This window comes from Streptomyces sp. NPDC047000, from assembly GCF_040644295.1.
GTDB lineage: Bacteria > Actinomycetota > Actinomycetes > Streptomycetales > Streptomycetaceae > Streptomyces.
In genome coordinates, this window is the sequence record NZ_JBEYWE010000014.1 from 134,197 (window position 1) to 147,760 (window position 13,564).

Consider the following 13,564-nt stretch of genomic DNA (forward strand, 5'->3'; position numbering starts at 1 on the left):
GTTCCGCCATCGGCTCCACGATCAACTCCACCATCGCACACGGGGGTCACCGCACCATGCGTCCCACCACGAAGTCCTCCATACCCGGGTCGCCCACGGCGGCCACCGCACCGCGGCGCGGCCGGCACCGTACCGTGCTCGCCGCCACCGGTCTCCTCGCCGCCCTGGCGCTCACCGCGACCGCCTGCGGCGGCGGTTCCGGTGACGGCAAGGCCGGTGGCACGTCCGGTGCCACCGCTTCCCCGACCGCCGGCGGCGGCGACGGCAAGGCGGCGCTCCCGGGCGACATCGCCCGCAGGCTCGAGGAGCACGGGATCGATGCCGGCAAGTGGAAGAACGGCGCCTGGAAGAACTGGGACAAGGACAAGTGGCTCAGTGAGGCCAAGGACTTCGTCAATCCGGTGATCGAGGGTCTGTGGAAGCCGGAGCGGATGAAGTCCGCCAAGGAGGCCGACAAGACGCTCACCACGAAGGACGCCGCCGCCGACCAGGGCGTCAGCGACCCGGAGCCGCAGCCCGTGCGGGCGGTGGCGGAGAAGACGCCCTACCACGAGCACGCGGCTCCGGTGGGCAAGGTCTTCTTCGACTCCCCCGAGGGCTCGATGGTCTGCTCCGGCACGGTCGTCAAGGACGTCAACCACCCGGGCAGGTCCAACCTGGTGTGGACGGCGGGTCACTGTGTGCACGCCGGTTCGGGCGGCGGCTGGTACCGCAACATCGCCTTCGTCCCTGCCTACAACGACCTCGGCAGGTCCGCGTCGCAGCTGAACAACTCCAGCAGCTCGCAGATCGCCCCGTACGGCAGCTGGTGGGCGGACTGGGCGTCGACGTCGAAGGAGTGGATCCGGGGCGGCTCGGAGTCGGGCGGCGCCGGCGCGCCGTACGACTACGCCGTTCTGCACGTGAAGCCGGAGCACGGCTCCAAGTCGCTGGAGGAGACGGTCGGCGCCGCGCTCGACGTGGACTTCTCGGCCCCGTCGGCGACCCAGGTGTCCTCGATGGGCGCCTGGGGCTACCCGGCGGCTCCGCCGTACAGCGGTCTGACGATGTTCAAGTGCCTCGACCGGCCCGGCCGACTGTCGCTGGGCACGTCGCTGCCGACGATGTACCGCATCGGCTGCACCATGACCGGCGGCTCGTCCGGCGGCGGCTGGTTCCGGGTGGTGGACGGCAGGACCGAACTGGTCTCGAACACCTCGATCGGCCCGGCCGGCAACACCTGGCTCGCGGGCCCGCAGCTCGGCAAGGAGGCGGAGGCCCTCTACCAGAACATGAGCGAGACCTACGGCGGCCGCTGACCGCCACCGGTCCGTCCCGCCCACCACGCCGAAGGCCCGCCCCCCGGAGGGAGCGGGCCTTCGGGCTGTACGGGGTGTCGTCCCGGCGATGCGTCAGGCGGCCGGGGTCGGTACGTACGGTGCGAGGTCGGCGGCCAGTTCCTCGTGCACCCGCACCTTGAGCAGGGTGCCCTCCGCGGTGTGCTCCTCGGAGATCACCTCGCCCTCGGTGTGGGCGCGCGCGACCAGCTTGCCGTGCGTGTACGGCACCAGCGCCTCGATCTCGACGGACGGCCGCGGCAGTTCGTCGTCGATCAGGGCGAGCAGCTTGTCGATGCCCTGGCCGGTGCGCGCCGAGACCGCGATGGAGCGCTGCTCCACCCGCAGCAGCCGCTGGAGCACCAGGGGGTCGGCCATGTCCGCCTTGTTGATCACGACGATCTCGGGCACGCCGGTGGCGCCGACGTCGCGGATCACCTCGCGCACGGCGGCGAGCTGCTCCTCCGGCACGGGGTGCGAGCCGTCCACCACGTGCAGGATGAGATCGGCGTCGCCGACCTCCTCCATGGTGGAGCGGAACGCCTCGACCAGGTGGTGCGGCAGATGGCGTACGAAGCCGACGGTGTCCGCCAGCGTGTAGATCCGCCCGCTCGGGGTCTCGGCCCGGCGCACGGTCGGGTCCAGGGTCGCGAACAGGGCGTTCTCGACCAGCACGCCCGCCCCCGTGAGGCGGTTGAGCAGCGACGACTTGCCCGCGTTGGTGTAGCCCGCGATGGCGACGGAGGGCACCTTGTGGCGCTTGCGCTCCTGACGCTTGATCTCGCGGCCGGTCTTCATCTCCCCGATCTCCCGGCGCATCTTCGCCATCTTCTCGCGGATCCGGCGCCGGTCCGTCTCGATCTTCGTCTCACCGGGACCGCGGGTGGCGAGGCCGCCGCCCTTGCCGCCGCCCATCTGCCGGGACAGCGACTGGCCCCAGCCGCGCAGCCTCGGCAGCATGTACTGCATCTGCGCGAGCGCCACCTGCGCCTTGCCCTCCCGGGACTTGGCGTGCTGGGCGAAGATGTCCAGGATCAGGGCCGTACGGTCGATGACCTTGACCTTGACGACGTCCTCGAGGTGGATCAGCTGGCCGGGGCTGAGTTCACCGTCGCACACGACGGTGTCCGCGCCCGTCTCGATGACGACGTCGCGCAGTTCCTCGGCCTTGCCGGAGCCGATGTAGGTGGCCGCGTCCGGCTTGTCACGGCGCTGGATGACACCGTCGAGCACGAGCGCTCCCGCGGTCTCCGCGAGGGCGGCGAGCTCGGCCAGGGAGTTCTCCGCGTCCTGCACGGTTCCCGTGGTCCAGACGCCGACGAGGACGACCCGCTCCAGGCGGAGCTGGCGGTACTCGACCTCGGTGACGTCCTCGAGTTCGGTGGAGAGGCCGATCACACGGCGCAGGGCCGCGCGCTCGGAGCGGTCGAGCTGGTCGCCGTCCCGCTCCCCGTCGATCTCGTGGCTCCAGGCGACGTCCTCTTCCATCAGGGCATCGGCCCGGAGACCTTCGGGGTAGGAGTGCGCTGCGCGCCTGGTGTCCTGGGAAGAGGAAGAAGAGGAGGTCATTGGGCCCTTACGTCGTGAGGAACACGGATGCGGTGACGGTTCGTGGCGGAGCCGGTCCGTCACTCATGGCAACGCGCGGGCGGCCGGGAAGATTCCCCGCACCCGCCTCGCTGCGCGCGCCGACCCGACGATGGTCGCACGGGGCGGCGCGTCCCGTCACGGCCTTATCCCCCGGACACCGCGACCGGGTCCCCGGTTCGTCCACCGGTGCGTCCACGGGTGCTCCCGCCGGAACCGGAGGACGGTGTCCTGCCCGGCGAGGACGTGCCGCCCGGCGAGGAGGTCCAGTCCGGGTGGCCGGGCATCGGCGGGGTCTTCGCGCCGTAGAGCCACGCCCCGAGGAAACCTCCCAGGTCGCGCCCGGCGACGGCCGATGCCAGGCGTACGAAGTCCGCCGTCGTCGCCGTGCCGTCCGCGTGCTCGCGCACCCAGCGGCGTTCCAGGAGCTCGAAGGCCGGCCGGCCGATCTCCTCGCGGAGCGCGTAGAGGGCGAGGGCGGCGCCGTCGTAGACATCGGCCCGGAAGATGCCGATCTTGTGTCCGGGCGCGGGCGGCCGGGGCGCGGCCGGCGGCCCGTCCGCCTCGCGCCAGCCGTCGGAGAGGGCGTAGGCGGCCTTCATCCTGGTCGCCATGGGCTTGTGCGCCTTCTCCTCGGCGTAGAGCTCCTCGTACCAGGTGGCGTGTCCCTCGTTCAGCCAGACGTCGGACCAGGTGCGCGGGCTGACACTGTCGCCGAACCACTGGTGGGACAGCTCGTGCACCATGACCGCCTCGACGGCCCACGCCGGGTAGGCGGGCTCGGTGAACAGGTCCTCCTCGAAGAGGGAGAGCGTCTGCGTCTCGAGTTCGAACCCGGTGGAGGCCCGCGCCATGAGCAGGCCGTACGTCTCGAAGGGATACGGGCCGACCTTGCTCTCCAGCCAGGCGATCTGGCCGGGGGTCCTGGCGAGCCACGGCTCGAGCGCCTTACGGTCGGCGGTCGGCACGACGTCGCGTACGGGCAGCCCGTGGGGGCCGGTGCGGCGGACCACCGCCGAGTGCCCGACGGAGATCTGCGCCAGCTCCGTGGCCATCGGGTGCCGGGTCCGGTACGTCCATGTCGTGCCCCCGGCGGTCCGCCCGGTCCCGGCCGGGAGACCGTTGGCCACGGCGGTGTAGCCGTCCGGCGCGGTCACGTGAACGGTGAACATCGCCTTGTCGGAGGGGTGGTCGCTGCACGGGAACACCAGGTGGGCGGCGTCGGCCTGGTTGGCGGTCACCAGACCGTCCGCCGTCCGCACCCAGCCGCCGTCCCGGCCCTCGGGGGGCCTCGGGTCGCTGGTGTGGCGCACGGTGATCCGCGTCCAGCCGCCCTGCGGCAGCGGCCGCTCCGGCGTGACCACCAGCTCGTCGCCCGCACGGGTGAACGCGGCGGGTCTGCCGTCGACCACGACCGACTGCACCTCGCCGTGCGCGAAGTCCAGGTCGAACCGGTCGAGCCGGGCCGTCGTCCAGGCGTCGATCGTCGTGACCGCCTGGAGCGGCTCGCTGTTGCTGCCGGAGTACGTGAACGAGAGGTCGTACGACACCACGTCGTAGCCGGGGTTGCCCAGCGACGGGTAGAGCCGGTCGCCGACACCCGCGGGAACCGGCAGGGCGCTCGCGGCCAGGAGACAGACGGCCACGGCCGGGGCGAGCAGCGCGGCGCGCAACCGGCGGACCGGCCGGGAGCGGCGGGAGTACCGGGAACGGGAACGCGATCCGGCGCGGGACCGGAATCCGGATCGAGGACCGGATCGGGGGCTGGATCGAGGACTGGATCGGGGGGTCAGCGGCATGGACCACCGCTACCAGTGCGCGCGTGCGGTGCCGCGGCGGCGCGCGACCGGCCCACTCCGACGGGGGATCCGGGGACGCGAGGAGATGCCGGGTGCGGCTCAGGCGCCCGCCGTCTGCGGGCGGGCGCGGCTCACGTCGTACACGCCGGGCACGCCGCGCATGGCGCGCATCAGGGCCGGGAGGTGGGCCGCGTCGGGCAGCTGGAGGGTGTAGGTGTGCCGCACCTGCTGCTGGTTGGGCGCCCCCACGGTCGCCGAGACGATGGCGACGCCCTCCATGGCGATCACCTCGGTCAGGTCGGCGAGCAGTCCGGGGCGGCCGAACGATTCGGCAATCAGCGTGACCCGGCACTCGGTGGTGTCGCCCCAGCGGACACCGACCTCGGGGCGGCCCCCGCTCTTCATCCGCGCGACCACGGGACACTCCACCCGGTGCACGGTCACCACTCCCCCGCGCACGGCGAACCCGGTGACCTCGTCGGGCGGTACGGGCGTGCAGCAGCCGGCGAGGCGTACGGTCGCGCCGGCCCGGTCCACGGCGGCGCCGATGGTCGCGGTGACGGTGGCGCCGGACGCCGCGCCGGGGCGGTCGGCCGCGGCCGGACCGGAGTCCGGGCGGCCCGTGCCCGCCGGCGCGGAACGCCCGGTCCGTGCTCCGGCACCGGCTCTTCCGCGCCTGCCGGGTCTCTCCCCGGGCCCGTCGCCGCCTGCGGCCCGGTCGCCGTCCTTGGCGTCTTCGCCGTCCTTGCCGTCGCCGTCCGTGGGATGGGCCGCGAGCCAGCGCTGGATGGCGATCCGCGCGGCCGGGGTGTGCGCGTGCTCCAGCCACTCCCTGGACGGCTCGGAGGCCGGGTCCTGGCCCATGAGGAGCTGCACGGTGTCGCCGTCCTTCAGGACGGTGCTGAGGGTCGCCAGGCGGCCGTTGACGCTCGCGCCGATGCAGGCGTGCGCGTCCTCGCCGTACTGCGCGTAGGCGGCGTCCACACAGGTGGAGCCCTCGGGCAGGGTGAGTGCGCCGCCGTCGGGCCGGAAGACGGCGATCTCGCGGTCCTGGGCGAGGTCCTCGCGGAGCGTGGACCAGAAGGTGTCGGGGTCGGGCGCGCCGCGCTGCCATTCGAGGAGGCGGGAGAGCCAGCCCGGGCGGGTGGGGTCGGCACGCTCGCCGTCGGCCGCCGTGGGGTCGTCGGTGGCTTCGGGACGCGCGGCCGGTCCGGACGGTGCGGACGGTCCGGGCTGCTCCCCGGGATGGGGGGTGTAGGGGTTGCCGAGAGCGACGACCCCGGCCTCGGCGACCTGGTGCATCTGGTGGGTGCGGATGAGGACTTCGACGACCTGGCCGTCGGCGCGGGCGACCGCCGTGTGCAGGGACTGGTACAGGTTGAACTTGGGTACGGCGATGAAGTCCTTGAACTCCGAGACGACCGGCGTCATGCAGGTGTGCAGTTCGCCGAGGACGGCGTAGCAGTCCGCGTCCTCGTTGACCAGCACCAGCAGGCGTCCGAAGTCGGCGCCGCGCAGCTGCCCGCGTTTGCGCGCGACACGGTGCACGGACACGAAGTGCCGGGGGCGGATCAGGACTTCGGCGGGGATGTTCGCGTCGCGCAGGACCGCGCGGACCTCTTCGGTGGTCTCGGCCAGCGGGTCGTCCGGGCGGGCCGCGTTGCCGGCGATCATCTCGCGGGTGCGCGCGTGCTCCTCGGGGTGGAGGATCGCGAAGACCAGGTCCTCCAGCTCGGTCTTGAGCGCCTGGACGCCGAGGCGCTCGGCGAGCGGGATGAGGACGTCACGGGTGACCTTGGCGATGCGGGCCTGTTTCTCGGGGCGCATCACGCCGAGGGTGCGCATGTTGTGCAGCCGGTCGGCGAGTTTGATCGACATCACGCGGACGTCGTCGCCGGTGGCGACGAGCATCTTGCGGAAGGTCTCGGGCTCGGCCGCCGCGCCGTAGTCGACCTTCTCCAGTTTGGTGACGCCGTCGACGAGGTAGCGCACCTCCTCACCGAACTGTTCACCCACCTGATCGAGCGTCACGTCCGTGTCCTCGACGGTGTCGTGCAGCAGCGCGGCCGTCAACGTCGTCGTCTCCGCGCCGAGTTCGGCGAGGATGAGGGTGACGGCGAGCGGGTGCGTGATGTACGGCTCGCCGCTCTTGCGCATCTGGCCGCGGTGCGAGGACTCGGCCAGCACATAGGCGTGCCGCAGCGGCTCGAGGTCGGCGTCGGGGTGGTGGGCGCGGTGGGCGTCGGCGACATGGCCGATCGCGTCGGGCAGCCGGTCACGGGAGGTGGTGCCGAGCAGCGCGGCCCGGCCCAGCCGGCGCAGGTCGATCCGGGGACGGGTCCTCCTGCGTGGCGCCGCGGGCGGCTCCGCGGCGGCTGTGGCCGTCACAGGACCTGGGCTCGCAGGATTCGTGGCCTCCGCACTCATGGGCACCTCCGGCTGCGTCGACCGGCGGACGGGGTGCCCCATGGCGGACGCGGCTCAGGGGATGGCGACGGATCCCCCGTCCGGGCCGGTGCTTGATGCTACCGAGCCCGGCACGCCGGATTTACCGCCTCCCGCCGAGCGTGAAACGGATCACCCTTACGAGCGACGTTTTCAAGGTTTACGGTTGCCGCCGCCTGACCTGCGGTGAGTCGTGGCACCGGGTCCCGGCGAGCGGGCGGGCCGGGACCGGCGGACCGGCGACACGTGTGATCCGGCCCACTCGGACCGGGCGGCCGTCCCCCAAGAGCGGTCAGCCGACGGCCCCGGCGAGCAGGTCGCGATCGACCGTGCCCTCGGCGACCAGCACCGCGGGGCCGGTCATCTCGATCTCGCCGTCGGGCAGCTCGGTGATCACGAGGCGTCCGCCGGGGACGTCCACGGTGTACGTCACCGGGGTGCCGGTCCCGGCCGGGTCGGCCCCGTCCCGGCGCGCCGCGGCGACGGCGACGGCGCACGCGCCGGTGCCGCACGAGCGGGTCTCACCGGCGCCGCGCTCGTGCACCCGCAGGGCGACGTGCCGCGGGCCCCGGTCGACGACGAACTCCACGTTCACCCCGTCCGGATAGGCGGTGGCCGGGCTGAAGGGCGGCGGGGAGAGCAGATCACCGGCGTGCGCGAGGTCGTCGACGAAGGCCACCGCGTGGGGGTTGCCCATGTCGACGTTCCGCGCGGGCCAGCTGCGCCCGCCGACGCTCACCGTGACGTCCCCTCCGGGCAGCCGCGCCCTGCCCATCCGGACGGTGATGTCGCCGTCCTTGGCGATGTGCACGGCCTTCACCCCGCCGCGCGTGGCCACGGCGAGGTCGCCCTCGGTGGCGTACCCGGCGTGCTGGAGGTAGCGGGCGAACACCCGCACGCCGTTGCCGCACATCTCCGCGACGGAGCCGTCACCGTTGCGGTAGTCCATGAACCACTCGGCCTCGGCCGCCATGCCCGCGGCGTCCGGATGCGCCGCGGAACGCACGACGTGGAGCACGCCGTCCCCTCCGATGCCGGCCCGGCGGTCGCACAGGGCGGCCACGGCGGCCGGGGACAGGTCGATGGCGTTCTCGGGGTCCGGGACGATCACGAAGTCGTTCTCGGTCCCGTGTCCCTTGAGGAAGGCGATCCGCGTGCTCATTCCTCGATCGTACGGTGCGGCCCCGGCAGTGCCGTGCGGGCCGCGGAGGCCGCCTCCGTGCGCCCCGCGCGCCCTGGACGTCCGGGGGCGGCCCGCGCGCGGTACGGCCGTCAGCGCAGCCGGGCCACGCGCCACACGGCGAGGACCACGACGACGGCGACCACGACCACGTAGCCGAGCACGACACGCCAGTCGGGGCGGCGGCCGGAACCGCGCGGCGGGAAACCGGGCCAGGTGTGGCCGACACGGAGTGCGGCCGTCATCCCCCAGCCGGCCGCACAGGAGCAGATCAGCAGCCCCAGCATGGCGATCACGGCGCCGCTGTCACCGAAGTCGAAGGCCAGCGGGAAGGCGAACATCAGCGAGCCGACCGCGGCCAGCCCGACGATGGGCGCGAGCTGCCACAGACGCAGCCGGCGCTGCGGGCGCAGCTCGACCTCGACCTCCGGGCCGGTGAACAGCTCGTCGTCCGGGTCCGGGCCGTCGGCGGTCACACCGCCCTCGGTCTCGTCGGGGCCGTCGGAGCTCAGACGGTCCTCGTCCGGGTCCGGACCACCGGGATCGGTGGTGACGTTCTCGGTGCCTTGTGCGGTGTCGCGAGGGCCGGCCTCCATCGCCACGCGCCCTCCCAACTAGGACTCAACTCGGTCGATCGAAGGTCGATGATGGCACGGTGCCGGAGGCCGCGATGGCGGCCGGAGCATCCCGATGCCATCACGTGATCAGGCTGTGACCGGTCGTTCGACCAATGCCAGCGCGAGCTGCGGAAGTTCCGTGCGGTCGACCGCGGCCCCACTCAACCAGTGCACCCGCGGGTCGCGCCTGAACCATGAATCCTGGCGGCGCGCGAAGCGTTTGGTGGCCCGCACGGTCTCCGCGCGCGCCTCGTCGTCGGTGCACTCACCGGCGAGCGCGGCGAGCACCTGCTGGTAGCCCAGCGCGCGCGACGCCGTGCGCCCCTCGCGCAGTCCCCGCGCCTCCAGCGCGCGTACCTCGTCGACCAGCCCGGCGTCCCACATTCGGTCGACACGGCGCGCGATGCGGGCGTCCAGCTCGGGGCGCGCCACGTCGACACCGATCTGGAGGGTGTCGTAGACGGAGTCGTGGCCGGGGAGGTTGGCGGTGAAGGGCTTGCCGGTGATCTCGATCACCTCGAGGGCGCGCACGATACGGCGCCCGTTGCTCGGCAGGATGGCGCGCGCCGCCTCCGGGTCGGCGGCGGCCAGGCGGGCGTGCAACGCGCCCGAACCGCGCAGCTGGAGTTCCTCCTCCAGACGGGCCCGCACACCGGGGTCGGTGCCGGGGAACTCGAGGTGGTCGACGGCGCCGCGGACGTAGAGGCCGGAGCCGCCGACGAGGACGGGCCAGCGGCCGTCGGCGAGGAGGGCGTCGATGCGTCCGCGCGCGAGGCGCTGGTACTCGGCGACGGAGGCCGTGACGGTCACGTCCCAGATGTCGAGGAGGTGGTGCGGGATGCCGCCGCGTTCGTCCGGTGTCAGCTTCGCCGTGCCGACGTCCATCCCCCGGTACAGCTGCATGGAGTCGGCGTTGACGACCTCCCCGCCGAGCTGCTGGGCGAGGAAGACGCCCAGGTCCGACTTTCCTGCGGCGGTGGGGCCGACGACGGCGATGACTCGGGGGGCGGGGGCTGCGATGCTCACTTTCACAGTCTCCCAAACCTCCGGCCCCCTCCTCGAACGAGTTATGCGGTCAGCCGTTCGGGCGACGCGGGGACGCGTCCGCGCGGGTAGCGTGGAAGACCGACATGGGCGTGTATGTTCCCGCCCGTGCCGCCGGAGCCGGCTCGTGCGAGCCGGGGGAAGGTGGACCATGGGTCTTCTGGACAGTCTGAAGGGCAGGCTCGGTCCGGCCAGGGACAAGGTGTCGGACCTCGCGCAGCACCACGGCGGGACGGTCGGGCACGGCCTCGACAGAGCCGCGAAGGCCGTCGACGACCGGACCGGGCACAGGTACAGCGGCAGGATCCGGGCGGGTACCGGCAGGGCCAAGGACGCCATGGACCGCCTCGCGCAGCGGGGCGGCGCCGGGACCGGCCGCTCCGACGGGACGGGACCGGAGGGGTCGCCGCCCCGCTCGTGAACCGCTCCTGACCGCTCCCAGCCGCTCCCAGCCGGGCAGACCGCAGGACAGGCGCCCCGTCAGAACCCGACGGCAGGGCCCGTGGGCCGTCACCGGGGGCCGGTGAGGCCCGGGGTGGCGGCCGGGGCAGCACGCGCTCGGGGCGGGGAGGGCGGGCTCAGGACCAGACCGCGACCATGTATCCGACCCCGTAGGGCGCGTCCTCGTAGAGCAGCGAGCCCGTGAGGTCCGCGTCCTCGGCCGCGCCCGCGAGGACCTGCCAGGGCGCCCGCCCGGAGACCTTGAGCGCGGACGCCGACGGGGCGTCCAGGGCCGTCAGGGCGGCCGTGTCGGCCGTCGCCAGCGCCCTCGCCACCGCGGCGTCGAAGGGCGCGGCCCGCTCGTCCAGATAGCCGGGCGCCTTCAGGGTCCGGCAGGCGCTCCCGTCGCCCATCACGAGCAGGGCGACCCGCCCGGCCAGTGCCCCGGTCTCACGCCCCACCGCCGCGCACGCGGCGGGCGCGAGTCCCTCCCCGACCGCCCGGCCCTCGATCGGCGCGTCGGCCCAGCCGGCGCGCTCCAGCAGCCACGCGGCGACGGCCAGGGAGGCGGGCAGCCGGGGTCCGTCCCCGTCGTCCTCGGCGTGCCCCAGCCGTACGTCGAGACCGACACCGAAGCCGCGGAAGGAACCACGGGCGCCCTGCGGGTACGCCCCGTGCCCGCTCACGCCGGCGGGCCCGGCGACGGGGCCGACGACCACGAGCCGGTCGGGCCTCGCCGCGGCGAGCACGCCCAGCGCGTCCGCGCACGCGTCACGCGCGGCGTCCAGTTCGGGCGCGGCACCGGCGGCGACCTCGGGCACGAGCAGCGGCGGGCAGGGGCAGACGGCAGCGGCGACCAGCATGATCGGCAGGGTAACGCCGCAGGGCGGCCGCGCGTCAGTCAGGGGCGGGACCGGGGCCATCGGGCGCCCGGACCCCGCCGGAGCCTTCCCGCGGCTCCACCGGCGTCCGCAGCCCTGTCGGCGTCCGCCGGGTGTCCGCAGCCCGGGCCTGCCGCCGGGTCAGTCGCAGCCGCAGCCGCTGCCCGAGGCGACCGGCAGGGGGGCCGGTGCGCCGATCGTCGGCAGACCGAGCATGACCCCGGCGGGCTTGGCCGCGTCGTCGGCGTTGCGCTTCTCCCAGGCGTCGCCCGCGCGGGTGCGGCGCACACCGAGGACGGCACCCTCGGCGAGGAGGTGGTGCGGGGCGGCGTAGGTGATCTCGACGGTGACGACGTCGCCGGGGCGCACGTCCTGTCCGGGCTTGGTGAAGTGCACGAGACGGTTGTCGGGGGCGCGCCCGGACAGCCGCCGGGTGGCACCGTCCTTGCGGCCCTCGCCCTCGGCGACCATCAGCTCCAGGGTGCGCCCGACCTGCTTCTTGTTCTCCTCCCAGGAGATCTCCTCCTGGAGGGCGACGAGGCGCTCGTAGCGCGCCTGGACGACCTCCTTGGGGATCTGGTCCTCCATGGTGGCGGCGGGGGTGCCGGGCCGCTTGGAGTACTGGAAGGTGAACGCCTGGGCGAAACGCGCCTCACGCACCGTGTGCATCGTCTGCTCGAAGTCCTCCTCGGTCTCGCCGGGGAAGCCCACGATGATGTCGGTGGTGATCGCGGCGTGCGGGATGGCGGCGCGGACCTTCTCGATGATCCCGAGGTAGCGCTCCTGGCGGTAGGAGCGGCGCATCGCCCTGAGAACGGTGTCCGAGCCGGACTGGAGCGGCATGTGGAGCTGCGGCATGACGTTCGGCGTCTCGGCCATGGCGGCGATGACGTCGTCGGTGAAGTCGCGCGGGTGCGGGGAGGTGAAACGGACCCGCTCGAGGCCGTCGACGGTGCCGCAGGCCCGCAGCAGCTTGCCGAACGCCTCGCGGTCGCCGATGTCGGAGCCGTAGGCGTTGACGTTCTGCCCGAGCAGGGTGATCTCGCTGACGCCTTCGGCCACCAGGGCCTCGATCTCGGCGAGGATGTCGCCGGTGCGGCGGTCCTTCTCCTTGCCGCGCAGGGCCGGGACGATGCAGAAGGTGCAGGTGTTGTTGCAGCCGACGGAGATCGACACCCAGGCCGCGTAGGCGCTCTCGCGCCGGGTGGGCAGGGTGGAGGGGAACGCCTCGAGGGACTCGGCGATCTCGACCTGCGCCTCCTCCCGGACGCGGGCACGCTCCAGCAGCACGGGCAGCCTGCCGATGTTGTGCGTGCCGAAGACGACGTCCACCCAGGGCGCCTTCTTCACGATGGTGTCGCGGTCCTTCTGCGCGAGACAGCCGCCGACCGCGATCTGCATCCCGGGCCGGGCCGCCTTCCTGGGCGCGAGCCGGCCGAGGTTGCCGTAGAGCCGGTTGTCGGCGTTCTCCCGCACGGCGCAGGTGTTGAAGACGACGACATCGGCGTCGCCGTCGGCCCCCTCCGGAGCCCGCACGTACCCGGCCTCCTCCAGCAGCCCGGACAGACGCTCGGAATCATGGACGTTCATCTGACACCCGTAGGTGCGGATCTCGTAGCTCTTGGGTGCGGGGACGTCCACTGCGAGGCTCCGGTCGCTGCTGCTGGTCATGCCTCAAGGGTAGGTGGTCACCGGGGAGCCCCCGCCCCGGGATTCAGCCGGGGTTCAGGCCGGATCGCGGGCCTCGCCGGGTGTCCACCCCTGGCCGCGCAGCACCGCCCCCACGTCCGGGGCCTCGTAGTGCTCGCCCTTGAGCACCTTGCCGTCGGCCCGGCGGGCGACCTGGCCGCCGGGACCCAGCTTGGTCATGTTGGAGCGGTGGATCTCGGCGATCACCGCGTCCAGGTCGATGCCGTGGACCAGGGCCGTGCCGTACGCGACGTAGACCACGTCGGCCAGTTCGTGGGCGAGTCTGTCGAGCGGGGCGCCGACCGACACCTCGGCCACCTCCGCGGCCTCCTCCGCGAGGAGTTCGCCGCGGTGCGCCGCGAGGGCGGGCGGGACCTCGGTGGGGGTCTCCCGGGCGTCCAGACCGAAGGCCAGGTGGAACGCACGGACCAGTTCGGCGGGCGATGTGCTCATGCGGCGACTGTACCGACCGCCACCGGCGATCCGGGCGGCAGAGCGGGCGCCCCGGCGGCCCGAGGAACCCGGTGCGGCCCCGTCCCGGCCTCAGCCGCCCCCGCGGCCCCGG

General features: G+C 73.4%; 11 protein-coding genes. 2 read left to right on the plus strand and 9 right to left on the minus strand.

Going from position 1 to position 13,564, the window contains the following annotated elements:
• The first annotated feature begins 56 nt into the window (after positions 1-56).
• Positions 57-1,298, plus strand: coding sequence for a hypothetical protein (locus ABZ862_RS22600; RefSeq protein WP_360960761.1), 1,242 nt, complete (start codon positions 57-59; stop codon positions 1,296-1,298).
• 93 nt (positions 1,299-1,391) lie between these two features.
• On the opposite strand, the gene hflX is transcribed toward ABZ862_RS22600, so the two are convergent.
• From hflX to miaA, 6 genes are all read right to left on the minus strand, one after another.
• A complete protein-coding gene (hflX, locus tag ABZ862_RS22605) occupies positions 1,392-2,885 on the minus strand; it encodes a GTPase HflX (RefSeq protein ID WP_360960763.1) in 1,494 nt (497 codons plus the stop codon).
• Positions 2,886-3,049: 164 nt separating this feature from the next.
• Entirely contained in the window at positions 3,050-4,702 is a 1,653-nt protein-coding gene (locus ABZ862_RS22610) for a M1 family metallopeptidase (RefSeq protein ID WP_360960765.1), read from the minus strand.
• 99 nt (positions 4,703-4,801) lie between these two features.
• Positions 4,802-7,129, minus strand: a complete 2,328-nt coding sequence (locus ABZ862_RS22615; protein WP_360960767.1) for an HD domain-containing protein — start codon at positions 7,127-7,129, stop codon at positions 4,802-4,804.
• Positions 7,130-7,439: 310 nt separating this feature from the next.
• The gene (gene dapF, locus ABZ862_RS22620; protein WP_360960769.1) at positions 7,440-8,309 is read right to left on the minus strand and encodes a diaminopimelate epimerase; all 870 of its coding nucleotides are present in this window, start codon (positions 8,307-8,309) and stop codon (positions 7,440-7,442) included.
• 110 nt (positions 8,310-8,419) lie between these two features.
• Positions 8,420-8,923, minus strand: a complete 504-nt coding sequence (locus ABZ862_RS22625) for a hypothetical protein (protein WP_360960850.1) — start codon at positions 8,921-8,923, stop codon at positions 8,420-8,422.
• 108 nt (positions 8,924-9,031) lie between these two features.
• On the minus strand, positions 9,032-9,970 hold the full coding sequence (gene miaA / locus ABZ862_RS22630) for a tRNA (adenosine(37)-N6)-dimethylallyltransferase MiaA (RefSeq protein ID WP_360960770.1): 939 nt from the start codon (positions 9,968-9,970) through the stop codon (positions 9,032-9,034).
• A 169-nt stretch (positions 9,971-10,139) separates the two neighbouring features.
• On the opposite strand from miaA, the gene ABZ862_RS22635 reads away from it, so the two are divergent.
• On the plus strand, positions 10,140-10,409 hold the full coding sequence (locus ABZ862_RS22635; RefSeq protein ID WP_360960772.1) for an antitoxin: 270 nt from the start codon (positions 10,140-10,142) through the stop codon (positions 10,407-10,409).
• 157 nt (positions 10,410-10,566) lie between these two features.
• On the opposite strand, the gene ABZ862_RS22640 is transcribed toward ABZ862_RS22635, so the two are convergent.
• From ABZ862_RS22640 to ABZ862_RS22650, 3 genes are all read right to left on the minus strand, one after another.
• Complete coding sequence (locus ABZ862_RS22640) at positions 10,567-11,292, minus strand: class III extradiol dioxygenase subunit B-like domain-containing protein (protein ID WP_360960774.1); 726 nt, start codon at positions 11,290-11,292, stop codon at positions 10,567-10,569.
• A gap of 159 nt (positions 11,293-11,451) precedes the next feature.
• Positions 11,452-12,981, minus strand: coding sequence for a tRNA (N6-isopentenyl adenosine(37)-C2)-methylthiotransferase MiaB (gene miaB, locus ABZ862_RS22645; RefSeq protein ID WP_360960776.1), 1,530 nt, complete (start codon positions 12,979-12,981; stop codon positions 11,452-11,454).
• A gap of 54 nt (positions 12,982-13,035) precedes the next feature.
• Complete coding sequence (locus tag ABZ862_RS22650) at positions 13,036-13,452, minus strand: MazG nucleotide pyrophosphohydrolase domain-containing protein (RefSeq protein WP_360960778.1); 417 nt, start codon at positions 13,450-13,452, stop codon at positions 13,036-13,038.
• Positions 13,453-13,564: the final 112 nt, after the last annotated feature.